General features: G+C 65.5%; 19 protein-coding genes (1 of these 19 running past the window's edge). 9 read left to right on the forward strand and 10 right to left on the reverse strand.

Features of this window, described 5'->3' with window-relative positions; all coding sequences use genetic code 11:
- The first annotated feature begins 111 nt into the window (after nt 1–111).
- Complete coding sequence (locus AB1K63_RS07500; protein WP_366959418.1) at nt 112–1,497, forward strand: MFS transporter; 1,386 nt, start codon at nt 112–114, stop codon at nt 1,495–1,497.
- On the opposite strand, the gene arsC is transcribed toward AB1K63_RS07500, so the two are convergent.
- From arsC to AB1K63_RS07515, 3 genes are read right to left on the reverse strand one after another with little or no spacing between them, the layout of a single operon-like run.
- Nucleotides 1,494–1,838, reverse strand: a complete 345-nt coding sequence (gene arsC / locus AB1K63_RS07505; RefSeq protein WP_366959420.1) for an arsenate reductase (glutaredoxin) — start codon at nt 1,836–1,838, stop codon at nt 1,494–1,496. The two genes, AB1K63_RS07500 and arsC, sit on opposite strands and share 4 nt — an antisense overlap.
- A gap of 43 nt (nt 1,839–1,881) precedes the next feature.
- Nucleotides 1,882–2,427 carry a (2Fe-2S)-binding protein gene (locus AB1K63_RS07510; protein WP_366959422.1) on the reverse strand — a complete coding sequence of 182 codons (546 nt, stop codon included), beginning with the start codon at nt 2,425–2,427 and terminating at the stop codon, nt 1,882–1,884.
- A gap of 27 nt (nt 2,428–2,454) precedes the next feature.
- Nucleotides 2,455–3,219 carry a class II aldolase/adducin family protein gene (locus AB1K63_RS07515; protein WP_366959423.1) on the reverse strand — a complete coding sequence of 255 codons (765 nt, stop codon included), beginning with the start codon at nt 3,217–3,219 and terminating at the stop codon, nt 2,455–2,457.
- Between the two features lie 116 nt (nt 3,220–3,335).
- Between AB1K63_RS07515 and AB1K63_RS07520 the strand changes: the two genes are divergently transcribed.
- The 8 genes from AB1K63_RS07520 to AB1K63_RS07555 all read left to right on the forward strand — a co-directional run bounded on the left by AB1K63_RS07520 (nt 3,336) and on the right by AB1K63_RS07555 (nt 13,276).
- The gene (locus AB1K63_RS07520) at nt 3,336–4,670 is read left to right on the forward strand and encodes an MATE family efflux transporter (RefSeq protein ID WP_366959424.1); all 1,335 of its coding nucleotides are present in this window, start codon (nt 3,336–3,338) and stop codon (nt 4,668–4,670) included.
- A gap of 51 nt (nt 4,671–4,721) precedes the next feature.
- Nucleotides 4,722–7,082 (forward strand): chemotaxis protein CheA, encoded by a 2,361-nt coding sequence (locus AB1K63_RS07525; protein ID WP_366959426.1) that lies wholly within the window; start codon nt 4,722–4,724, stop codon nt 7,080–7,082.
- Nucleotides 7,079–7,507: a chemotaxis protein CheW gene (locus AB1K63_RS07530; RefSeq protein WP_366959428.1), complete on the forward strand. Its 429-nt coding sequence runs from the start codon at nt 7,079–7,081 to the stop codon at nt 7,505–7,507. Before AB1K63_RS07525 ends, AB1K63_RS07530 begins: the two co-directional genes overlap by 4 nt.
- Nucleotides 7,508–7,561: 54 nt before the next feature.
- Nucleotides 7,562–7,927, forward strand: coding sequence for a response regulator (locus AB1K63_RS07535; RefSeq protein WP_366959429.1), 366 nt, complete (start codon nt 7,562–7,564; stop codon nt 7,925–7,927).
- A gap of 10 nt (nt 7,928–7,937) precedes the next feature.
- Complete coding sequence (cheB, locus tag AB1K63_RS07540; RefSeq protein WP_366959430.1) at nt 7,938–9,029, forward strand: chemotaxis-specific protein-glutamate methyltransferase CheB; 1,092 nt, start codon at nt 7,938–7,940, stop codon at nt 9,027–9,029.
- Nucleotides 9,026–9,877: a protein-glutamate O-methyltransferase CheR gene (locus AB1K63_RS07545; protein WP_366959431.1), complete on the forward strand. Its 852-nt coding sequence runs from the start codon at nt 9,026–9,028 to the stop codon at nt 9,875–9,877. Before cheB ends, AB1K63_RS07545 begins: the two co-directional genes overlap by 4 nt.
- Nucleotides 9,878–9,962: 85 nt before the next feature.
- The gene (locus AB1K63_RS07550; RefSeq protein ID WP_366959433.1) at nt 9,963–11,489 is read left to right on the forward strand and encodes a bifunctional diguanylate cyclase/phosphodiesterase; all 1,527 of its coding nucleotides are present in this window, start codon (nt 9,963–9,965) and stop codon (nt 11,487–11,489) included.
- 2 nt (nt 11,490–11,491) lie between these two features.
- Complete coding sequence (locus AB1K63_RS07555; RefSeq protein ID WP_366959436.1) at nt 11,492–13,276, forward strand: methyl-accepting chemotaxis protein; 1,785 nt, start codon at nt 11,492–11,494, stop codon at nt 13,274–13,276.
- A 16-nt stretch (nt 13,277–13,292) separates the two neighbouring features.
- On the opposite strand, the gene AB1K63_RS07560 is transcribed toward AB1K63_RS07555, so the two are convergent.
- The 7 genes from AB1K63_RS07560 to AB1K63_RS07590 form a co-directional block, all read right to left on the reverse strand.
- Complete coding sequence (locus AB1K63_RS07560) at nt 13,293–14,492, reverse strand: ABC transporter permease (RefSeq protein WP_366960666.1); 1,200 nt, start codon at nt 14,490–14,492, stop codon at nt 13,293–13,295.
- 8 nt (nt 14,493–14,500) lie between these two features.
- Nucleotides 14,501–15,226: an ABC transporter ATP-binding protein gene (locus tag AB1K63_RS07565; protein ID WP_366959437.1), complete on the reverse strand. Its 726-nt coding sequence runs from the start codon at nt 15,224–15,226 to the stop codon at nt 14,501–14,503.
- Nucleotides 15,223–16,542, reverse strand: coding sequence for an efflux RND transporter periplasmic adaptor subunit (locus tag AB1K63_RS07570; protein ID WP_366959438.1), 1,320 nt, complete (start codon nt 16,540–16,542; stop codon nt 15,223–15,225). Before AB1K63_RS07570 ends, AB1K63_RS07565 begins: the two co-directional genes overlap by 4 nt.
- Nucleotides 16,539–17,957: an efflux transporter outer membrane subunit gene (locus AB1K63_RS07575; RefSeq protein ID WP_366959439.1), complete on the reverse strand. Its 1,419-nt coding sequence runs from the start codon at nt 17,955–17,957 to the stop codon at nt 16,539–16,541. Before AB1K63_RS07575 ends, AB1K63_RS07570 begins: the two co-directional genes overlap by 4 nt.
- Nucleotides 17,958–18,174: 217 nt before the next feature.
- The gene (locus AB1K63_RS07580; protein ID WP_366959440.1) at nt 18,175–19,623 is read right to left on the reverse strand and encodes an efflux transporter outer membrane subunit; all 1,449 of its coding nucleotides are present in this window, start codon (nt 19,621–19,623) and stop codon (nt 18,175–18,177) included.
- Nucleotides 19,620–22,874 carry an efflux RND transporter permease subunit gene (locus AB1K63_RS07585; protein ID WP_366959441.1) on the reverse strand — a complete coding sequence of 1,085 codons (3,255 nt, stop codon included), beginning with the start codon at nt 22,872–22,874 and terminating at the stop codon, nt 19,620–19,622. Before AB1K63_RS07585 ends, AB1K63_RS07580 begins: the two co-directional genes overlap by 4 nt.
- 3 nt (nt 22,875–22,877) lie before the next feature.
- Nucleotides 22,878–23,136: the end of an efflux RND transporter periplasmic adaptor subunit gene (locus AB1K63_RS07590; RefSeq protein ID WP_366959442.1), read on the reverse strand. The gene runs 908 nt beyond the window's last position; 259 of the gene's 1,167 nt are visible here — the last part of the coding sequence; its start codon lies off the right edge, out of view; it ends in the stop codon at nt 22,878–22,880.

The raw sequence follows: 23,136 nt of genomic DNA on the forward strand, positions 1-23,136 counted from the left end.
TCACGAAAATCCTGCCAGATTGCGGCCGTCACGGAATGGTAACGCGCACGCGCCTTGCAGATAGCATCGACCATTGCAAGCGGTCCCTCCGCCCTCTAGCGGCCTGAAACCATGTCAGACGCCATCCGCGAAGCCCCCGGGGCACCCGAAACAGGCGGGACGATCTCGCGCGAAAGAATGGCGCTGCTCTTCGTGGTCATGCTGACGACGGCTGCCGGCAATACCGCCATGCAGAGCGTCATGCCGTCGATCGGCACCGCGCTGGATGTCGAGGACTGGTGGATCAGCCTAGCTTACAGCTGGTCGGCGCTGCTCTGGGTGACGACCGCGCCATACTGGGCCAGCCGCAGCGATCGCCGCGGCCGCAAGAACATGATGGCGCTCGGCATGATCGGATTCATTTCCAGCTTCGGCCTGTGCGGAGCGATCCTCTGGCTGGGCCTGAACGGCGTGCTGGGCGCAGTGGCGACACTGCTGCTCTTCGCCACTGCGAGAATGCTTTACGGGGCATTCGGTTCGGCCGCGCCGCCCGCCGTGCAGGCCTATGTCGCCAGCCGCACGCCCCGGGCCCAGCGGACGCAGGCGCTGTCGCTGATCGCGTCCAGCTTCGGGCTCGGCACCGTCATCGGTCCTGCCCTCGCCCCCTTGCTGATTTTCCCCGGCGCGGGCCTGACCGGCCCCTTCATCATCTTCGCCGCAGTCGCGACGCTGGCACTTGTTGCCTTGCGCCTGCGCCTTCCCAACGACGATCCCAGCTACGCGGCCCGCGGCAGGGTCGTCGCGGCACCGTTCAGTGCCAGCTCCAACCCGTCATACCGCGAAGACGGAGAGCAGGACGAACAGGCCGCAAAGCCGGACCCCACAGAAATGGCCAGGATGCTGGACGATCCGCCCAAGCTGGGATGGTTCGACACGCGCTTGCGGCCCTGGTTGCTGACGGGGCTAATCGGCGGTCACGCGCAGGCGATGATCCTGGGGATCGCAGGCTTCCTCGTGCTGGACCGTCTCGGCCTGCGTGCCGATCCCGACGCGGGGGCCGGCCCCATCGGACTGGTCCTGATGGCCGGCGCCATCGCGACCCTGCTGGCCCAGTGGGGCCTCATTCCCATGTTCAAGCTCGGCCCCAGATCCTCCACGCTGTGGGGCATGTCCTTCGCCCTGGCGGGAACCGTGGTGATCGCGATTGCGCAGGATCTGCATCCGATAGCGCTGGGCTTCGCCATCGCGTCGCTGGGCTTCGGATTGTACCGACCGGGGTTCACGGCCGGCATGTCGCTGGCGGTGCGCCGCAGCGAGCAGGGCCAGGTTTCCGGGAAGGTCGCGTCGGTGAACGGGGCCGCGTACATTGTCGCGCCGGCGCTCGGCGTCTATATCTACGGCCAGTCCAGCACGCTGGCCTTTACCCTGATAGGGCTCCTGTGCGTCGCGGTTTTCGCGCTCGGCTGGCGAACGCTGCAGACCGATGCGGAACTGACCGGCGAAGGTCCGGTGGACTAGAGTATCTCGAAAACGAGGTCCTGGGGCCGGCAGAGCCGGACGCCCTTTTCCGTCTCGACCAGCGGGCGATTGATGAGGATCGGATCGGCTTCCATCGCGGCGAGCACGTCCTCGTCGCTCGCGTCCGGCAGTCCGCGCTCCTCCGCATCGGTTCCACGAAGCCGCAACCCCTCCTGCGGAGACATGCCCGCATCTGCAAACAATTGCGAAAGCTTGGCACGCGACGGCGGTTCCTTGAGGTATTCGACGACCGTCAGGTCAATACCCTGCCGCTCCTTCAGTATCTCCAGCGTCTTTCGCGAGGTCCCGCATTTGGGATTGTGCCAGATCGTCGCTTTCACGGTGTTCCTTCTCTGAATTTTTCGGACTTTGGATCGTCGCGCGTCAGTCGTCGGCCGTTTCGGACAGGGCCGGCACCACGCGGGCCGCGTCCTCCGCGCTGATGCCCGGGGCAGGCGCCGCGCTGATCGTCTCCTGTCGCCGTTCGACGCGACCCGCCCTTTCGATCGCCCGTACGAGCCTCGGATAGACCCCGCACCGGCACAGGTTCGGCACGGACGACTTGATCTCTTCCTCGCTCGGATCGGCATTGCGTGCGAGCAGGGCGGCGGCGGCCATGACCATTCCCGGCGTGCAGAATCCGCACTGGATCGCCTGCTCCGCAACCAGCGCCTGCTGCACGGGATGGGACCGGTCGCGGGACAGCCCTTCGATCGTGGTGACGAAGCGTCCCTCGGCTTCCGCGAGCGTGATCAGGCAACTGCGCAGCGCCACGCCATCGACGATGACCGTGCAGGCATGGCAATCGCCGACCCCGCAACCGTACTTTGTCCCGGTAAGGTTGGCGGCATCGCGCAGCGCCCAGAGCAGCGGCGTCTCCGGATCGAGGTCGAACCGGAGCGGCTGATCGTTGACGGTAAGGCTGGTCACGGTGTCAGCCCGCCGATACCGTGCGCATCAGTCGCGCCAGCTGCTGTCGATGCGATCGATCTTGCGCTTCCACGCTTCAAAATCGAACAGGCCGGCGCCGCCCTGCCCCTGCATGACCGACAGGTCGCGCTGGTGAACGTCCACCACCTCCTGTTCGACGATATTCGCCTCACCCTGGCTGAGTGTGGCGACCTGGATCTCGCACGCCCGCTGGAGTGCCCACATCTTGAGGAACATGCCGTGGATGGTGGCGTCCATCACCACGGGGCCGTGATTGCGCAGCATCAGGATCGAATGGCGGCCCAGATTGTCGACCAGCCGGGCGCCCTCTTCGGCACGGACCGTGACGCCTTCGAAGTCGTGATACCCGATCTGGTTCTGGAAGTTGCAGGCGTAGAAATTGATCGGGAGCAGCCCGTCCTTGTGACTGCAGACCGCCATGGTCGCGGTCGTGTGAACATGGCAGATCGCGTTCGCACGGGACCCGAGATGCTTGTGGAAATGGGCGTGCTGCGTGAAGCCGGCCTTGTTCACAGGGTAAGGCGATCCGCCGATATTGTTGCCCTCGACATCGATCTTGACGAGATTGGACGCGGTCACTTCCTCGTACAGCAGGCCGAACGGATTGATGAGGAAGGCCCCTTCCTCTCCCGGAACGGCGACGCTGATGTGATTGTAGATCGATTCCGACCAGCCGAGATGGTCAAAGATGCGATAGCAGGCGGCCAAGTCCTGGCGGGCCTTCCATTCCTGCTCGCTGTAGTCTTCCTTGGGTTTCAGCTGCGTGGCCATGCAATCTCTCCTGTCTCGCGTTGCCGGCGTTATCGCATGACAGCCGCGCGCAGGACAAGGTTTTCTGCCTCCGTTTCCCTTCCCCCCGGGACACTTCGCCGCTACGCGCGGCAGCGATGAGCGAGAAGGCCAAGCTGACCCGCGGGAGCATCGCCGGCCATCTCGTCGGTCAGACCCTGCCCATGATCATCGGCGTCGCCGCGATCATGAGCATCGGACTCGTCGATGCCTATTTCATCGGGCAGCTCGGGTCGGACGAACTCGCCGCGATTTCCTTCATCTTCCCGATCAGCGTGGCCCTGACGAGCCTCGGCGTGGGCGTGATGGTCGGGATCAATTCCGTCGTCGCGCGCGCGCTCGGCGCGGGAGACGACGACATGGCCGCACGCCGCGCCAATTTCGGTATCGCGTTCGCCGCTATTTGCGGGGTGACGTTCGGCCTTCTCCTGTGGCTCTGCCTCGACCCCCTGTTCAGGCTGATGAACGCGCAGGAGAACCTGCTGCCGCTCATCCGGCAATATATGCAGCCTTACGCGCTGGGCTTTCCGCTGCTTCTCGGGATCATGGGCTTCAACGGCGTGCTGCGCGGACAGGGCGAGGCGCGAAAGACGAGCTATGTTTCCATCAGCTACGCTGCGGCAAATTGGATACTCGATCCCATCTTCATTACCGGCGCTTTCGGCTTCGAAGGCTTCGGCATCGCGGGCGCAGCCTATGCGACGATCATCGGATGGCTGGTCGGCCTCGGGCTGGCCATCGTCCTTATGCGCGGGACGCCGCTACCCTTCGATCCTTCCCTGCTCAGGCGCTGCAGGCTGAAGGAGCCGCTGGGCGCGATCATGCGGGTCGCGGTGCCCGCCGCGTTTTCCAATTCCATCAATCCCATCGGTCTTTCGGTGCTGACCGCGCTCGTCGCTATCGAAGGCCAGGCTGCCGTGGCGGGCTTCGGGGCCGCCGGTCGGCTGCAGAGTTTCGGGGTCGTCCCGCTTCTCGGCCTGTCCGGATCGATCGGGGCCATCGTCGGCCAGAACTGGGGAGCGGGACAATATCACCGCGCACGCGAGGCCGCGAAGGGCGCCGGAATGTTCTGTCTGGTATACGGGTTGCTGCTTGCGGTACTTCTTGTGTGGACGGGCGACTGGTTCGCGCAGTTTTTCACCGACGACCCGGCGGTCGAGGCGCAGTTCGCCCGTTATTTCCAGATCGCTGCCTGGGGATATGCCGGGTTCGGCCTGCTGATCGTGGGCAACGGCATTCTCAACGCGGTCGATCGCGCCAACCTTGCTCTTTTGCAGAGCCTCGCGCGGGTGTTCCTCGTCATGATGCCCTTCGCCTGGCTGCTTCACGGGGCATGGGGATCGGATGCGGTCTACGCTGCGGAGCTTGCCGCGAACATTGCCGGTGGCGCAGTCGCGGTCGGGCTGGTGTGGTACATTCTCACCCGGCGCTGACGTTTCGTTAACCATCCCCCTCCATAGCCGGAGCGTAATCGAGGGGGTCGCATGGACGAATTGCTGAGCGAGTTCGTCGCCGAAACTAGGGAAATGATGGAGGCTGTCGCGGGCGAACTCGTCGCCTGGGAAGCCGATCCGTCCGACCGCGCGCGCCTCGATGCCATTTTCCGCTTCGTCCACACGGTGAAAGGCAATTGCGGCTTCTTCGATTTTCCGCGTCTAGAAGGTTTGAGCCACGCTGCCGAGACTGCCCTCTCGGAAGTCCGTGCGGGCCGGCGCGACGCGGGGTCCTCGCTCGTGTCGGCGGTTCTCGCCGTGGTCGATGCGATCAAGGCAATGATGGATGCGATCGAAGCAGGGACGCCCCCGCCGTCGCTCGACGATGCCGCGCTCATCGCAGCGCTCGATCCGACGCCGGAAGAAACGATCGCCACCGGAAGTGCCCACCCCGCCAGCGACGACCGCAAAAGCGCGGTCCAGGGCGCGGCATCGGTGCAACGCACGATCCGACTGCCGATTGATCTCCTCGACCGCATCATGGCGGGCGTGTCGGATCTCGTCCTTGCCCGCAACGATCTGTCGCGCAAGGTTCTCGAACACGATGACACCGGCGCGCTGCACGGTTCTTTCGATCGGCTCAGCGCGCAACTGGACGACGTGCGCGACGCGGTGACGCGCATGCGGATGCAGCGGGTCGATCATCTGTATTCCGCGTTTCCGCGGCTCGTGCGCGACCTCGCGGCAGAGCTGGGAAAGCAGGTCATGATCGACCTCGACGGGGGCGATGTCGAACTCGATCGCGAGATGATCGAAATGGTGCGCGATCCTTTCGTGCATCTTCTTCGCAACGCGATCGATCATGGCATAGAGCCTCCGTCGGAGAGGCGTGCCGCCGGCAAGCGCGAGATCGGTCTGCTGACCGTGCGCGCGCGGCAGTCGGGCAACCGAATCACGATCGACGTGACCGACGACGGCCGCGGCCTCGATCGCGATCGGATTGCATCGAAAGCGCTTTCAAGCGGCCTCGTGACCAGCGCGGAATTGTCGCGAATGGACGATGCGGCGATTCTCGATCTTGTCTTCGAACCCGGTTTTTCCACTGCTGCCGAAATCAGCACCGTATCCGGCCGCGGCGTCGGCATGGACGTCGTCCGCTCCAACCTCTCCGCCATAGGCGGCAGCGTGCAGATTTCGTCGGACCGGGGCGAAGGCACCACCGTGTCCGTACAGGTACCCCTGACGCTGAGTATCCTCTCGGCCCTGATCGTCCGGGACGGATCGCAGCGATTTGCGATTCCCCTGTCCCACGTCGAACAGATCGTTCCGCCCAAGGTTGCCAGAGATAACCTCGCAGAGGCCGGAGACCGGCAGGTCTTCCTGCACGAGGGGAAGCGAATTCCCGCGATGGATCTTGCCGAGATCCTCGGAACCGATCGCGGCAGCGATACCGGAGCTGCCAGAAAGGTCATTCTCGTCCGGAGTTCGGGCGGGACCGATTTCGCCCTGCTGGTGGACCAGGTCCTGGATCAGGAAGACCTGGTGGTGAAGCCGCTGCCGCCGGTCATCATGCAGATCGGGCACTACGCCGGCACCACCTTGCTCGACGACGGCAGCATCGTGCTCATGCTCGACACGGCCCGGATCGCTGCCCGGTATGGCCTGGGCGCGGTAACGAAGGAACGCTCGGCATCTCCGGCAAAGAACGCGGTTCACAATCACGTTCCGGGACGGGAGGTCATGGTTTTCGCCGCTCTCGATACCACGGTGATGGCCATTCCGATGGCGCTGGTCTCGCGGATCGAGGTGGTCGAAGCTGCGGCCGTCGACCTCAAACCGAATTCTGCAAATGTCGTGATCGGCAGCCGCCTTCTGCCGGTGTTCGGCATCGTGGACGGGGACGAAATTTCGCCGCGGATGATCTTCATCCTCGCAAGCGACGGTCATGCGGAGATCGCCATCGCCGTCGGCAAGCTCGGCGACACAAGGACAATCGGCTTCGATGTGCGGCCGCTGCCCGACGAGTCCTTCTTCGAAGGACTGGCCCTCATCGATGACCGCCCGGTCACAATCCTCGATGGTCATGCCCTCTTGTCCGAACTGGCTGTCGATCGGTCCAGGGGATCGCACATGGTTTGCAGGTTGCCCGAAGGCCATGAATGGGCACAGACCGTGCTCGCACCCCTGCTGCGTTCGGCAGGTTACCGTCTGGTATCCGACCGGGACGCCGAAGCGGATGTGTGTTTCGTCATGACGGATATGTCGGACGAGGATCTCGAAACGGATCGCCGGACGCCGGTTATCCGGCTGAGCGAAGAGGGCCACGCCGGAACTGATGGCGCAATACCAAGGTATGACCGCGGTGCGATCCTGGCCGCCTTGGCCGAAGTCGCGGGCAGGAAATTGGCATGAGTTCGCTCTATCTTCTCGTCCGGATCGATCGGAAGCTGGCGGCTTTCGACAGCGGCATCGTCGACTCCGTAATCGAGATCGACGAGATCTTTCCCGTTCCTGGCGCACCGGATCATGTGACCGGTATAACCGCGGTCCGAAGCCAGTCCCTCACGGTGATCGATGCGTGCCGGGTCCTTGGTGTCGACCGCAACGCCCGGGGCGAGCGCGCGGTCGTCTTCCGATCTTCAGGTCATTCCTATGCCCTGCACGTCGATTTCGTAGAGGATGTGGTCGAGGTGTCGGGCTCGCCCGAACACATCGCGGGCGGATACGGGGCGGCGTGGCGCGATGCGTCCGCCGGCCTACTGGAGACGCCGGAGGGCCCCGCCGTCCTGCTCGACCCGATCCGGATGATAGATCCCGCAGAAAGCCGTGCAGCTTAAGGGCATGGTGACGTTCACCCGATACGCCCTCCTCCGAACAGAGGAAACAACACGATGAAAACGTGCCTGATTGTCGATGATTCCCGCGTTATCAGGAAGGTCTCACGACACATTCTGGAGTCGCTCGGTTTCGAGGTCTCCGAGGCCGAGAACGGTGCCGACGGCCTCGAACGATGCGAGGAGGCTATGCCCGATGTCGTCCTGCTCGACTGGAACATGCCGGTCCTGAGCGGCATCGAATTCCTGCACCAGCTTCGCCGGTCGCCCGGAGGAGAACGCCCCAAGGTGGTGTTCTGCACGACGGAGAACGATGTCGCCCACATCCGCGAGGCGATCGGGGCCGGCGCGGACGAATACGTGATGAAACCGTTCGATCACGAAACGCTGCAGATCAAGTTGCAACTGGTCGGGATGGCCTGAGGCGCTTGCCGTGATCCACGAGACTGCCCGGCTTCACTCCCCCTCGGCAAGCGCCAGTGCGATGACCGGCGTCCTGATCGTGGATGATTCGCTGCTCGTGCGCACGGTTTTCAAGCGGATCATCGGAGCACAACCGGACCTTCAGGTGGTCGCCGCTGTCCGTTCTGCTGAAGACGCGCTTTCACTCCTCAAGGGAACGCAACCGCCTGTCATCCTTCTCGACCTGGAGATGCCGGGCATGGGCGGTGCGCAGGCCCTGCCGGAAATACTCAGGGTCTCCCCCGCTTCTCAGATACTCGTGGTTTCCTCCCTGACGCAGGACGGCGGCGAGCATGCCGTGCGCGCGCTTTCCATGGGTGCGGCCGATACGATGGCGAAGCCGCGGTCCGGTGAATTCGACCAGCGATACACCGACGATCTGCTGGCCCGGATCCGCGCGCTCGATCCTTCACGGCAACGCGCGTCCCTTCCGCACAATCCCGCAGCCGATCGTCCGGCATCACCGGCGCGTTTGCGCGATCCGGACATCATCGCGATAGGTGCCTCGACAGGTGGCATCCATGCGATCAGCAAGTTCCTGCAGGCGCTGCCGCCCGACATGGATCGCCCGATCGCGATCACGCAGCACCTGCCCCATGAATTCATGCCGATCTTCGTCAGGCAGCTGGAAACCTGCAGCGGACGCCCGACGAGCCTGGCCCGGCCGGCCATGGAAGTCCGGCGCGGCACGATCTACGTCGCCCCCGGCGATAGCCATCTTCTGTTTTCCCGTTCCGATACCGGACTTTCGCTGGACCTGAGCAAGGCCCCTGCCCCGAGCGGCTGTTGTCCGTCGGTCGATCCCATGCTTGAGAGCGCAGCACACGCATGCGACGGAAACGCGATCGGTGTGATACTTTCCGGGATGGGGCGCGATGGTGCCATCGGTGCCGCGTCGCTCGTAAGAGCCGGCGGGATGATCCTTGCGCAGGACCCCGATAGCTCCGCCGTCTGGGGCATGCCCGGGGCCGTTTCCCGTGCGGGCTTGGCTGACGCCACCCTTCCGCCCGAAGCGCTGGCGCGGCACATCTGTCGGCATCGCCTGCGCGAGGCGGCGGCATGAGCGAGATAGCGCATCGGATCATTGTCGATCTTCTCGAGGCGAGGACGGGACAGCAGATAACCGAGGACCGGCGCTGGCGGGTCGCGACGGCCCTTTCGGGCGTCTTCCGTCGGCACGGGATCAGCTGTCCCGACGAACTGGTCTGCCTTCTGGCCGAATCCGCATCGGACGATCTGGCGACCGAAGTCGTGGAAGCGCTTCTCAACAACGAGACCTATTTCTTTCGCGACCGGCCCATGTTCGACAGGATCGCCGCGCAGGTACTTCCCGATCTTGCTAGCCGGCGCGCGGGGACGAAACGGCTCAATATCCTGTCTGCGGGCTGTTCGACCGGCCAGGAAGCGTATTCCCTGGCGATGCTCTTCCTTTCCCGGCCGCATGAGTGGCGGGGCTGGACCATCGATATCACGGGAACGGATATCTCGCAGTCGGCGATCGAATACGCGCGCCGCGGCACATATACCCAGTTCGAAGTGCAACGCGGACTGAGCGCCGCCGAAACGATCGGGTTTTTCGAAGAAACCGGCAAAGGGTGGACAGCCGTTCCGGACCTCCGCAGTTCGGTCAGGTTCACCAAGGCCAACCTTCTCGATCCCGTGCTCCGCCCTCATCGCTACGACCTCGTCCTGTGCCGCAATGTCCTGCTCTATTTCGACGCCGCGCGGCGACAGGTAGCCCTCGACAGGATCGCGGAGCGCGTGGCGCGTGACGGCTGGGTGATGCTGGGCGCAGGGGAGAAGCCTGCGGGATCGGACGCTGCTCTCGTTGGCATCCCGGGGTCGGGCGGGCTGTTCCGTCCAGGAGACGACAGCGAGCCTGTCCGCCAGGCCCGGGCCGCATCCCGCTAAATCGCTATTTAACCATATCTTAGGTGGCCCTGTCCTAGCGCGTGGGAGGAGGCCGCAGGTCTCGTCACAGGGGATCGCGCTCGCAATGCTTGGCTGGATTCAGAGTCGCGAACTGACGCCGCGCATGCTGGTGTTCGTTCCCCTGGTCGTATTGTCGCTTCTTTTCATTCTTCTCCTTTCGCTTGTCTTCATGGCCGAGAGCATGACGATGCGCGGCAAGGTTTCCGCATTGGTCGGTGGGCTGGCGCTCTACGGTGCCACGGCCGCATTGCTGTGCCGCATGGGACTGGAGCGGATCGGCGCTCTGGAGACGCTCGGCCTGACGGACAGCCTGAGCGACCTTCCCAACCGCCGCGCCCTGCATGCGGACGTACGCCAGGATCTGGAAGCCGACCGCGACATTGCCGTCGCCCTGATCGATCTGGACGGTTTCAAGCTCGTCAACGATCTATACGGCCATCATGTCGGCGACACGCTGATACGCTCGACGTCGGAAATGCTGCTCGAGATCTGCGCGAAGGATGCGCGCTGCTACCGCCTCGGCGGCGACGAATTCGCCCTGATGATGAGCGGGCCGCTCTCCGCCACGATGCTCGAAGGTATCTGCCGCAAGTTCCTCGACCGGCTTGCGCTGCCGATCGCGATCGATGATCGCCGTATCGCGATCGGCGCCAGTATCGGGCTTGCGCGCGGAACCGTGAGCGATCCGCTGACCTCGTCCGAACTCCTGCGGCGGGCCGATGTCGCCATGTATGCCTCCAAGAAGGACGGCAAGATGCGCATCACCATCTACAAGCCGGGCTTCGATCGCAGCCTCGAGGCGATCAGGGAACTCGACCACGACCTGCGCGAGGCCTTGGCGAACGAGGAGTTCAAGGTCGCGTACCAGCCGCTCGTCGACGCGAAGACCGGGGCCATCGTGGCGGTGGAATCGCTCCTGCGCTGGGAGCGGCCCGACGGTAGGGTCATCGGACCCAATGTATTCATTCCTGTCGCGGAGGAATCCGGCCTCATCAACGCGATCGGCGTCTTCGTCCTGCGTCGCGCATGTCGCGAGGCGCTCGGGTGGGACGACATCAAGCTTTCGGTCAACATCTCCGCAGCGCAATTGCGCAATCCGGAATTCCCGATCCTGCTCGGACAGATCCTGGAAGAAACCGGCTTCCCGCCGGAACGACTGGAACTGGAAATTACCGAGACGAGCCTGGTCCTCGATCCCGTCGTGGCCGAGCGGGCACTCGATGTCATCCGCGGCTTCGGGGTGAGCGTGGCGCTGGACGATTTCGGGACCGGATACGCATCCATAGGCTTCCTGCGCCAGTTCCGGTTCGAGAAGCTGAAGCTGGATCGCTCCCTCGTCATGGATTCGACCGCCGATGAAAGCAGCCGTGCGATGATGCTGTCGAGCATCTCGATGGCACAGGCGCTCAAGATGGGGGTCACGGCAGAAGGCGTGGAAACCGAAGCGCAGGCCGACATGGTGCGAACCGCGGGATGCGACCAGATCCAGGGGTGGCTCTACTTCAAGGCGATGGCACCCGACCAGGTCGGAGAACTGCTCTGCAACGCTTTCGACACCGGCACGATAAAACACAGCATGGCAAGAGGCTGACCATGAACCCGCACGAAGAAGCGCGCAAAGAGACAGTCGACGAAGTGGATCGGCTGATAGCCCAGGAACGGGAAAACCGCCGCCTTCACCCGCTTCTCGTTCGTTACCGGGACTTGCCGCTCGCACGGAAGCTGCAGGTCATCTTCGCCAGCTTCCTGGCGCTCATCGCCATTCTCGTCCTCGTGATGGGCATCAGCATGAGCTCCATCTACGGCCAATACGATCGCTATGCGCAGATCAATTCCGCCACACTCAGTTCGGCGGACCTGCGCGGGACGATCGGGGAAATGCGCCTTGCCGCCGCGCAATATCTGATCGAGGCCGACGAGGATTCGGTCGAACGCGTTCGCAGTAATGCCGACACCGCACGACAGAGCCTCGAAAAAATATCCGCAACAGCCCGCCTGGACGATCCAACTTTCGGGGCCGCTCTCGCTGCAATGACCGGCAACCTCGCGGATTACGAACAGACTTTCGACGAGCTGAGAGCCACACCGTCGGGCAACGGAGGTGCGAGCCAGAGAGGGGAACTCGCCGCCACGGGCGACACGCTTTACGACCAGTCCCGCGATCTCGAGGAACGCCTCGGTGCCGAAGCCGCCCGAGCGGAAGAGGTCGGCATGAGCGCCTTCTTCAACACGGTGTTCGCCTCATCCGCGCTCTTCCTCGTCGCGATGCTCCTGCTGCTTTTCGGCATGCGGCATGTCCTGTCCGATGTCGCTCGCAAGGTTGGCGAGATCTCCGTCGGCATGCAGCGTATCGCGAAGGGCGACAACGAGTTCGATATTACCGGGGCGGACCGCCGTGACGAAATCGGCGAGATGGTACGGTCGATCGAAATCTTCAAACGGGGCAACACCTACATCAAGCAGGCTGCCGAAGAGCGCGCGCAGCGGGCGAAGGCCGAGCTCGCAGAAAGGGAACAGGCACGGTTGCGCGAAGCCGCCATGCTCAAGGAACTGGCCGATCGTTTCGAACGGGCGGTAGGCGAGATAGCCGGCAACGTGGCCGCGTCATCGCGAGAGCTAAGAGCGACTGCCACGGAAATGGCGGCAACCGCGGAGCAATCCAACTCCAAGGCGACCGAAGTCGCCTTCTCCATGGGGGAGGCCTCGTCCGGTGTGACCGCAGCTGCGGCGGCGAGCGACGAGTTCGCCATGTCGATCGGGGAAATCAGCCGCCAAGCGGCGAGCTCCGCCGAGCTGGCGCGAAAGGCGGCCGATACCGCCAGCAGCGCCGACAGCACCGTGATCGCGCTACAGCAGAGTGCTCTGCGGATCGGAGACGTGGTCGAGCTCATCCACTCGATCGCCAAACGTACCAACCTGCTCGCATTGAACGCTTCGATCGAGGCGGCGCGTGGCGGCGAGGCTGGCCGAGGGTTTGCGGTCGTGGCGGCCGAAGTGAAGGAGCTTGCCGCCCAGACCAGCCGGGCGACGGAGGACATCGCGGATCAGATCAAGGGGATGCAGGCGTCCACGGGGGACAGCGTTGCGGCGCTCAAGTCCATCGGCGATCATGTCCAGCAGCTGGAGACGACGGCCATTTCCATTGCCTCGGCGGTGGACCAGCAATCGGTCGCCGGGCAGGACCTTGCCCGCAGCATCGACCTGGCGGCACGAAGCAGCGAAGGCGTGGCGTCGAGCATCGTGGAGGTGCGGGAAACCGCGCTTTCGACGGGGGCCGCGGCCTCGCAGGTCCTGTCCTCTGCGACGTTGCTGGAGCAGCAGGCCGCCGACATGCGCAAGCAGGTCAACGCCTTCCTGGCCAAGGTCCGCGCCGGCTGAACCGGCGAACGAAATCCTATTCGTGCCGCAGCGCGTCGATGGGATCGAGCTTGGACGCGCGCCGGGCCGGATAATATCCGAAGATGATGCCCATGGCGGCCGCGAAGATGAAGCTCAGGATGTTGATCGCCGGATCGAACACGTAGGGCACTTCCAGCAGCGAAGTCAGCCATAGCGACAGCAGGAAGGAAAGGCCGAGGCCCACCAGGCCGCCGAACGCGCACAGCACCACCGCTTCTGTCAGGAATTGCAACCGCACTTCCCGTGCCAGCGCCCCGATCGCGAGGCGGATGCCGATTTCCCGCGTTCGCTCCGTCACGGACACCAGCATGATGTTCATGATGCCAATCCCGCCGACCAGCAGGCTGATCCCCGCGATCACGGCGACCATGGAAGTCAGCGCGCCCATCACGGAGCCCAGCGCATCGTTCACCTGCTGGGTGTCGATGATGTTGAAATCGTTGTCCTGCCCTTCCTGCAGCAGGCGCCGCTCGCGCAGCAGGTCGACCAGCGAATCCTGGATGGTCGAGGCGGCATAGGCCGTGTCGTACTTGATCACGAAATAATCGAGGCTGTCGCTGCCGCGGAAGCGCCGCTGGACTGTCTTGAGCGGCATCATGACCATATTGTCCTGGTCGGCGCCGTTGCCGCCGCCCTGCCCGCGTTCCTCCAGAAGGCCGACGACGGTGCAGGACACATCGTCCAGCCGCATCCGTTCGCCCACGGGGCTGGTGCCGGGCAGGAAAATCGCCTCGCGCACCTTGGGGCCGAGCAGGCAGACGTTCTGGCCCGAAGTTTCCTCCTCGCTGGTGAAGCGACGGCCTTCGGTGATCTCGATTCCCTGCGCTTCTAGGAACTTCGCGTCTGCGCCGTTGACGGTCGTGTCCCAGTCCTGCCCGTTGTGGACCGCCGTTGCGGGCGCGTTGACGTTGCCGGCGGCCACGTCGACTCCGGCGATCTGCCGTTCCACGGCGTCGACGTCGTCCTGGTCGAAGGGCCGCACCGCACCCCGGTCGGTCCGCAGCGGGAAGACGATGAAATTGCTCGCACCGAGCGAGGATATCTCGTCCTGCACCGACGCCGTCACGCCGTTGCCCAGCGTCACCATGGTAACGACGGCCGCGACGCCGATGATGATGCCCAGCGTCGTCAGGATGGAACGCATGATGTGCCGCCGGATCTCGCGCAAGGCGAGCAGCAGGGTCGCGCCGAACATGCCGAACATCAGGCGGGTACCTCCTGCCGGGCGGCCGCGCTGCGCAGGCCGCGCTCCGTGCGTTCGACGAGGCCATCGCGGAAATGCACGATGGTCTTGGCAAAGGCCGCCATCTCTTCCTCGTGCGTCACCATCAGGACGGTGATCCCTTCCCCGTTCAGCCGCACGAGCAGTTCCATGATCTCGACCGACCGCTCGGTATCGAGGTTGCCGGTCGGCTCGTCCGCCAGCAGCACGTCGGGATCGGTCGCCAGCGCGCGGGCGATCGCCACGCGCTGCTGCTGGCCGCCGGACAGTTCCGCCGGGGTATGCGACGCCCACGGGCCGAGGCCGACCTGCTCCAGCGCATGCATGGCCGCATCCCGGCGGACCGATTTCTTTTCGCCGCGATAGAGCAGCGGCAGTTCCACGTTTTCGAGCGCGGTCGTGCGCGCCAGCAGGTTGAAGCCCTGGAACACGAAACCGAGATAACGCCGCCGCAGCAGGCTGCGCTGGTCGCGGCCCAGCTTCTGCACTTCCACGCCGCGGAAGCGGAAGACGCCGCCGGTCGGCGTATCGAGACAGCCGAGGATGTTCATCGTGGTCGACTTGCCCGACCCAGACGGTCCCATGATCGCGACGAATTCGCCACGGTCGATGGTGAGATCGACGCCTTTCAGCGCCTGGAACGCCGCACTGCCGGTTCCGAAGGTCTTGGTAATCCCTTCGAGCTGGATGAGCGGCTCCTCGCTCATGCGCCGGGCGCCCTCTTGCCGGTAACGACTTCCATGCCTGCCCTGAGGTCGCTGGACCGCACCACCGTGCGGCGTCCGTCGCTTTCGCCGGTCACCACCTCGATCGTGCGCAGCGTGCCGTCTTCTTCTAGGACATGGACCTGCTGCCGGCTGCCGACGCCGATGGTCGCCTGCTGCTCCTGCTGGTCCAGACCCACATCGACCTGCAGCATCCCGCCGCCCTGCTCTTCCTGCGCATCGGGGCGGAACCGCAGCGCTGCATTGGGCACCAGCAGGACGTTGCCGGTGGACTCGGTCGTGATGGTGGCAGTCGCCGTCATGCCCGGTCGCAGCAGTCCTTCCGGGTTCTGCACGATCAGGCGGGCTTCGTAGTTCACGACCGATGCGCCCGCCGCTCCGGATGCAAGGCCGCTGGTGGCGCTCTGCACCGTGTTGGTGGAGGCCAGATCGACGCGTTCCACCCGCGCCGGGAAGCGCCGGCCGGGATAGGCGTCGACGGTGAAGTAGGCGGTCTGGCCTTCCTCGACCTGGCCGACATCGGCCTCGTCGATCGCGACCTGCAGTTCCATCGCCGCCAGGTCTTCCGCGATCACGAACAGGGTCGGCGTGTTGAAGCTGGCAGCGACCGTCTGGCCCGGTTCGACCTGGCGCGCCAGGACCACGCCGGTCACGGGTGCGCGGATGACCGCCCGTCCGCGCTGGGTCACGTTGGACTGCAGCGTGGCTTCGGCCGCCTCGATATTGGCCTGCGCCGCGGCGACGGCCGCACGGTCGCGGGCGACGGCCGCTTCGGCCTGCTCGAGCTCGGTCTGCGACGGCACCTTGCCGCCCGACAGTTCGGCCACTTCGCGAAGGCGCGCGAGCTGGGCGCGGTCGACATCCAGCGTCGCGCGGGCCTGCGTCAGCGCGGCGCGCTGGGCGTTCATGCCGGCGCGCGCCTGCGCGATCTGCTGGTCGATGATTTCCGTATTGATCTGGGCGATAACCTGGCCCCGCGTCACCCGGTCGTTCACGTCCACCAGCACGCGGTCGATGCGGCCGGACACTTCCGAGCCGACTTCGACCTGGTTGGTCGGACGCAGATTGCCGGTCGCCGTCACCGACAGGTCGAGCGATTCCTGTGTCACTTCCTCGGTGATGTAAGCAGGCGGTCCCTGCTCCCCGGAACAGAAGGCGAGGCTCAGCACGAGAACGAGCAGTACGACGACCGCAAGGATCGTGTACCAGCGGCGCCACCACGGGCGCTTCTTCTCGCCGAGAAATTCTTCGACGCTCTGGCTGGTATCGCCCGTCGCCTGGTTCCCGGTATCGCTCATTGCTCGGTCAACTCCCTATCGATCCCTGCCCCCTCGGGCTCGTCCCATCCGCCGCCCAGCGCGCGTGCGAGCGCAATGAAGGACGTCGCCCGCGCGGCCTCTGCCCCCGTCTCGGACTGGCGCGCGCTGAGAAGCTGGCTTTCCGCCGTCAGCAGCGTCTGGAAATCGATCAGCCCGGCCTGGTACTGGCTGCGCGCCAGGAGCGCCGCATTGCTGGCCGCATCGCGCGCTTCGCGGAACGCGACCAGCCGTTCGCGGCTGGTCCGCAAGTCCACGGAAGACGTCTCCACGTCCTGCAGCGCGGTCAGGATGGAAAGCCGCCATGCCGCCAGCGATCCGTCGGCGAGCGCTTCGGCGCCAGCGATCTGCGCGCGCGTCTGCCCGCCGTCGAAAATAAGCTGGCTGATGCCGGCAAACAGGTTGCCGGTAATGATGTCGAACACGTCCTCGATGCCCAGCGCGGTGCTGCCGACCGTGCCCGACAGGCGGACGAGCGGGAGGAGCTGCGCGCGAGCGATCCCGACCCGGTCCAAATCGGCGGCCAGTTGCGATTCCGCGGCGCGCACGTCGGGACGGCCGCGCAGGATTTCCGCCGGGACGTCGTAACCGACATCCGCGGGCGGGACCGGAATGGGACCGGGATCGCTGGTCAGCGTCACGTAGACGGGGCCCGGCGCCTCTCCGATCAGGACCGAGATCGCGTTGGCCGTGGCGACCAGATCGCTTTCGAGCTGCGGGATGATCGCAGCGGTCTGCGCACGCTGGGTCCGGGCCTGTTCAACGTCCAAGCTGGACACGAGCCCCGCCTGCCGGCGCCAGCGCGCGATCTGCAGGTTCTCGTCCTGAATGGCGAGCGTTTCGCGCGCGATCCGCAACTGCTCGACCAGCGATCGGGCGGTCACCGTCTGACTGGCGACCTGGGCGAGAATAACGCGCTCTATATCGGCGAGCGAATACCCGGCCGTCCGCAAATCCTGCTGCGCCGCGTCCACCCGCGCGTCGATCCGGCCGAACAGGTCGGCTTCCCACGACACATCCGCGCCGAGGATGAACTGGATGTCGTCGTCGGTAAAATCGCCGAAGTCGCGCCGCAGGCCGCCATCCGCCGTAACGGTCGGCAGGCGTCCGGCGCGGCTTTCGCGAAGACCCGCCGCGGCGCGGCGAAGCGTGGCGACGGACTGGGCGAGATCGAGATTCTGGGCCCGGGCCTGCTCCACGAAGCCGGTCAGGACAGGATCGTCCAGCAGGGTCCAGTATTTGTCGAGATCGGTCGCGGCCGCGGACGGCGTGCCGAAGGCCCATTGTTCGGGGAGAGGCTGCGCCTGTTCGATGGGCGGAGGATCCAGACGCGGGGTCGTGCATCCCGAAAGGGCAAGCAGGCCCGCCGCGAAAGCGGCTCCTCGTACGATCCCCATTTGAAATTGCTCCCCTTGTGCGACCCGCATTCGTTCCGTGTCCGGAACCCGTCCCCTTGCGATGCAATCTAACCGGGCGTGGCGGCAATCGCAATCGCCCCGTCCGACTGCAATCGACAGGATTGATCGGTTCGTCGAACCGATGAACGGCATGACGGATGACAGCCGGGGCCCGCGGGACGCTTCGCCCCGGACGCCCGGCATGGGGGCAAATGGCTTAGGGTCGGGGTTCCTGCGGCGCGCCGCCGCCCAGTGCCACGAACAGCGTGGCACGGTTCTGCAGCCACGCCCGTTCGGTCGCCAGCAATTGCTGCTGGGCGCTGAACAGGTTGCGTTCCGCATCGAGCACTTCGAGATAGTCCGCCACGCCTTCGCGATACCGGAGGCGGGCGATGCGCGCGATGTCTTCCTGCGCCTCGAGCGCGTCCCGCAGCGTGACCAGCTGTTCGGCGAGATAGCGGCGACCGGCCAGCGCGTCTGAGACTTCGCGGAAGGCGGTCTGGACCGTGCGGTCGTAGATCGCGACCTGCTCGACTTCCAGCGCCTGCGCCAGGTCGAGATCCGCCTCGCGGGCGCCCCAGTCGAAGATCGGCAGCGAGATGCTGGGCCCGAAGGTCCAGCCCAGCCCGTCGGTCGAGAACAGCCCGTCGAGGCTGTTGGAGGAAAGGCCGGCCGTGCCGGTCAGCGAAATCGTCGGGAAGAAGGCGGCCCGCGCGGCGCCGATATTGGCACGCGCGGCGCGCAGCTGTTCCTCGGCCGCGATGATGTCCGGCCTGACGAGGAGGAGATCGGACGGAAGGCCCGCCGCCAGCCGTCGCTCGTCGTCCTGTCCGGCCAGGTCGAACCCTTCGGGCAGCGTGTCGGGAATGGTGCCTCCCACCAGCACGGCCAGCTGGTTGCGCAGGCGTGCCAGCGCCAGCCGCTCGACCGCCAGCTGCTGCTCGGCCTGGGTCAGCAGGGTTTCCGCCTGGCGATAGGGCAGCGCGGAAGTCACTCCGTTGTCGAGCCGGAGCCGCGCGATGCGCAGTCCTTCGCGCCGGCTGTCGGCCGTCGCCTGCGCCAGCGCGATCTGTTCCTCCGTCTCGACGATCTCGAAATAGGTCGTCGCCGTGTCCGCGATCAGGGAAAGGTAGAACGCGCGCTGGGCCGCCACCGTGGACAGGTACTGCGCGCGCGCCGCTTCGCTGAGGCTGGAAATGCGGCCCCAGAAATCGAGTTCGAAGGCGCTCACCCCGACGCCGACATCGAACCGGTTGAAGGTGACCGCCGCGGGGGCGCCCTCGACATCGCCGGTATCGAGCGCCGGATTCGCCGAGAGCGGCTGGCGCGAACGGATCGCGCTCGCATCGGCCACCACGGTCGGCAGGCGGCGGCTGTCCTGGATGCGGTATTGCGCGCGCGCCTGTTCGACCCGGGCAGTGGCCGCCAGCAGGTCCCGGTTGTTCGCCAGCGCGCTGGTGATCAGGCCCTGCAGCCGCGGATCGGCGAACCAGTCGCGATAGGACAGCTGCGAGGCGACGACGGTCCCGTCGGGCGCGCATTCGCTGTCGTAAACGGGCGCTGTCGCCAGTTCCGGGCGCGTGTGCTCGGGCGCCATGCTGGCACAGCCGGCCAGCAGGCTCGTCGCGGCGGCCAGCGCCAGCAGGGGTTTCATCGGTCGCATCATCGCGCGGGTCCTTCTTCGGCCTCGCCCGTGAGGGGGCCAGTATGATCGGAGTCGCCTTCGTGCCCGCCGGTCGCGACCGGCTGCTTGCGGCTGACATTCCGCCGGACGAGCAGGTAGAGCATGGGAATGAGGAAGATGCCGAGCACCGTGGCCGCGATCATCCCGCCCATGACCCCGCTGCCGACCGCGATGCGGCTGGCGGCACCCGCCCCGCTTGCCAGCACCAGCGGGACCATGCCCATGGTGAAGGCAAGCGAAGTCATGATGATCGGGCGCAGGCGCAGGCGCGCGGCAGCCTTGACCGCATCGATCCGGCGCAAGCCCCGCTCTTCCTCCTCGATCGCGAACTCCACAATCAGGATCGCGTTCTTCGCCGCCAGGCCGATGATCGTGATCAGCCCGACATTGAAATAGACGTCGGCCGACAGCCCTCTCAGGAGCGAGAACACCGTCGCGCCCAGCACGCCCATCGGCACGATGAGCAACACGGCGAGCGGCACCGCCCAGCTTTCATAAAGCGCGGCGAGAACCAGGAACACGACCACCACGGAAAGGCCCAGCAGCAGGCCGATCTGCCCGCCGGCCTGCTTTTCCTCGTAGGAAATACCGGTCCATTCGTACCCGATACCCTGCGGCAACTGTTCGGCCAGCTGCTCCATCGCCTCCAGCGCGGCGCCCGACGATTCACCCGGGGCGGCCATGCCGGACAGGGTCATCGCCGGGTATCCGTTGTAGCGAGCAAGGCTCGCCGGCGCGGCCGACCATTCGGCGGAGGCAAAGGCGCTGAACGGCACCAGTTCGCCATCGGCATTGGGTATCCGGAGCGACAGGACGTCCTCCGGCGTCATGCGATAGGGTGCGTCGGCCTGGACCAGCACCTGCAGCACTCGCCCTTCCCGGTTGAAATCGTTGGCATAGGCCGAGCCGAAGGTGATGGAGAGCGCCGCATTCACGTCGGTCAGCGACAGGCCGAGCGCGCGCGCCTGGACCCGGTCGATCTCGACCGCGACTTCGGGACTGGGCCCCTGGTCCTCGGGCCTCAAATTGGCGATGGTCGGGTTCTGCGACGCCATGCCCAGAAGCTGGTCGCGCGCCTGCATGAGAGCGTCGCGCCCCAGCCCGGCCCGGTCCTGCAGCTTGAGCGTGAAACCGCTCGCCTGTCCCAGCGACTGGATCGCCGGCGGCTGGATGACGAACGCGGTCGCGCTGTCCATCTGCCCGAACGTGCCCATCGCCTGGCCCAGGATCGCCCCGGCCGAACTGCCTTCATCCGTCCGTTCGCCCCACGGCTTGAACGACGCGAACATGATCGCGTTGTTCTGGCCCTGGCCGAAGAAGCTGAAGCCGCGCACGACGACGAGATTTTCGACCTCCTCTCGGGCGAGCCAGAAATCCGTGATCGGCTCCAGCGCCTCATCGGTCCGCTCCTGCGTCGCACCGGGCGGCGCCTGCACCGCCGTGATCAGGAAACCCTGGTCCTCGGTCGGCAGGAAGGCGGACGGCAGGCGGATGAAAAGCAGGATCGTCACCAGGCCGAGCGCCAGGAAGACCGCGAAGGCGCGCCAAGGCCGCGACAGGATTCGGTCGTTCGCCCGCCCGTATTTTTCCTGCATCCGCGCGAACCAGCGATTGAAGCCGGCGAAGAAGCGGGAAACGGCGTTGCGGCCGCGGGCGAGTTTCCCCCGCCAGCCCGGCTGCTGCGCCGCTTCCTCGTCGACCGGCTCCTGTCCGCCTTCGCCGTGTCCCTTGGCGATCGGCTTCAGGAATGTCGCGCACAGTGCCGGTGTCAGGGACAGGGCCAGGAACGCGGAGAAGAAGATGGCGATCGCCAGCGTTACCGAGAACTGTCGATAGATGCCTCCGGTCGAACCGGGGAAGAATGCCATCGGCACGAACACCGCGATCAGGACGAGCGTGATGCCGATGATCGCGCCGGTGATCTGGCCCATCGCCTTGCGGGTCGCCTGTACCGGAGGGAGTCCTTCTTCGCGCATGATCCGTTCGACGTTCTCGATGACGACGATGGCGTCGTCCACGAGGATCCCGATCGCCAGCACCATCCCGAACAGGGAAAGCACGTTGATGGAAAAGCCGAACAGCCACAGGCCGAGGCACGCACCGGCCAGCGCGATCGGCACTACCAGTGTCGGGATCAGCGTCGCGCGCCAGTTCTGCAGGAAGATGAACATGACCAGGAATACGAGGACCATCGCTTCCACCAGGGTCTTGACCACTTCCTCGACGGACGCCTCGACGAAGGGCGTCGTATCGTAGGGAATGGTCCAGCTGATGTCGCCCGGAAGGCCGGGCGCGAGTTCCGCCAGTCGTTCCTTCACGCCTTCGGCCGCGGCCAGCGCATTGGCCCCGGTCGCGAGTTGGATGGCCATGCCGGCCATCGGTTCGCCGTTGAGTTCCGTCGATGTCGCGTAGCTCTGCGCGCCGATCTCCACGCGCGCGACTTCGGCCAGCCTGACGACCGCGGCGCCGCTATTGGCGCGAAGGATGATGTTCTCGAATTCCTCGACGGTGCTGAAGCGGCCGTCGGTGGAGATCGTTGCGGTAATCTGCTGCCCGTCCTCCGTCGGCAGCGCGCCGATGGAACCGCCTGCGGTCTGCGCATTCTGTTCGCGAATGGCGGCAAGGACGGCGCTGGGCGACAGGTTGTAGGACGCCAGCGCTTCGGGATCGAGCCAGATGCGCATCGCGTATTGCGACCCGAACAGGGTCACGTCGCCCACCCCGTTCACCCGGCGTAGTTCGTCCACGACCTGGTTCGCGGCGATGTTGCCGAGGTCGGTGGTCGTCAGGTCGCCGCTCTCGGAGGTGAGCGCGACGATCATCAGGAAGCCCGCATTCGCCTGGCGGACGGTGATTCCCTGTCGGCGGACTTCCTCGGGCAGCCGCGCCTCCACCGTGCTGAGACGGTTCTGGACCTCGGTCTGCGCGATATCGATATCGGTGCCGGCCTCGAAAGTCAGCGTGATCGTCGCCGCCCCGTTGGAACCGCTGGACGACGCCATGTAGAGGAAGCCCTCGACCCCGTTCAGCTGCTGCTCGATAACCTGCGTGACGTTCTGTTCCAGCGTCTCCGCATCGGCGCCCGGGTAGACGACATTGATGGCGAGCGAAGGCGGAGCCACTTCCGGGTACTGCTCGATCGGCAGCGCCCGCAGCGCGATGAAGCCCGCCAGCAGGATGCCGAGCGAAACGACCCAGGCGAAGATCGGCCTGTCGATGAAAAACCGTGCCATGCCTTATTGCGCTCCGCGCGGGCTTTGGGCCTTGGCCTTCGCGGCGGGCTGGCGTCCCGTGGGCGTATTGGCGATCGTCACCGGGACCCCGGGGCGAAGTTTCTGGAGGTTGCTGACGATCACGGTGTCCCCGACCCTGAGGCCGTTCTCCACGATCCAGTTGCCTTCGACCATGGCGCCGAGCTGGACCGTGCGGGTCGCCGCCTTGCCTTCGCCATCGACGACGAACACGGTGCCGCCCTGTTCGGTCAGGCTGACCGCA

Source organism: Qipengyuania sp. JC766, assembly GCF_040717445.1.
Taxonomy (GTDB): Bacteria; Pseudomonadota; Alphaproteobacteria; order Sphingomonadales; family Sphingomonadaceae; genus JC766.

Excerpts from the sequence above, each read along its gene's own strand:
- AB1K63_RS07500 (WP_366959418.1), top strand. The coding sequence starts at position 112 with ATGTCAGACGCCATCCGCGAAGCCCCCGGGGCACCCGAAACAGGCGGG.
- AB1K63_RS07515 (WP_366959423.1), bottom strand. The coding sequence starts at position 3,219 with ATGGCCACGCAGCTGAAACCCAAGGAAGACTACAGCGAGCAGGAATGG.
- AB1K63_RS07520 (WP_366959424.1), top strand. The coding sequence starts at position 3,336 with ATGAGCGAGAAGGCCAAGCTGACCCGCGGGAGCATCGCCGGCCATCTC.
- AB1K63_RS07525 (WP_366959426.1), top strand. The coding sequence starts at position 4,722 with ATGGACGAATTGCTGAGCGAGTTCGTCGCCGAAACTAGGGAAATGATG.
- AB1K63_RS07530 (WP_366959428.1), top strand. The coding sequence starts at position 7,079 with ATGAGTTCGCTCTATCTTCTCGTCCGGATCGATCGGAAGCTGGCGGCT.
- AB1K63_RS07535 (WP_366959429.1), top strand. The coding sequence starts at position 7,562 with ATGAAAACGTGCCTGATTGTCGATGATTCCCGCGTTATCAGGAAGGTC.
- AB1K63_RS07545 (WP_366959431.1), top strand. The coding sequence starts at position 9,026 with ATGAGCGAGATAGCGCATCGGATCATTGTCGATCTTCTCGAGGCGAGG.
- AB1K63_RS07550 (WP_366959433.1), top strand. The coding sequence starts at position 9,963 with ATGCTTGGCTGGATTCAGAGTCGCGAACTGACGCCGCGCATGCTGGTG.
- AB1K63_RS07555 (WP_366959436.1), top strand. The coding sequence starts at position 11,492 with ATGAACCCGCACGAAGAAGCGCGCAAAGAGACAGTCGACGAAGTGGAT.
- AB1K63_RS07560 (WP_366960666.1), bottom strand. The coding sequence starts at position 14,492 with ATGTTCGGCGCGACCCTGCTGCTCGCCTTGCGCGAGATCCGGCGGCAC.
- AB1K63_RS07565 (WP_366959437.1), bottom strand. The coding sequence starts at position 15,226 with ATGAGCGAGGAGCCGCTCATCCAGCTCGAAGGGATTACCAAGACCTTC.
- AB1K63_RS07570 (WP_366959438.1), bottom strand. The coding sequence starts at position 16,542 with ATGAGCGATACCGGGAACCAGGCGACGGGCGATACCAGCCAGAGCGTC.
- AB1K63_RS07575 (WP_366959439.1), bottom strand. The coding sequence starts at position 17,957 with ATGGGGATCGTACGAGGAGCCGCTTTCGCGGCGGGCCTGCTTGCCCTT.
- AB1K63_RS07580 (WP_366959440.1), bottom strand. The coding sequence starts at position 19,623 with ATGATGCGACCGATGAAACCCCTGCTGGCGCTGGCCGCCGCGACGAGC.
- AB1K63_RS07585 (WP_366959441.1), bottom strand. The coding sequence starts at position 22,874 with ATGGCACGGTTTTTCATCGACAGGCCGATCTTCGCCTGGGTCGTTTCG.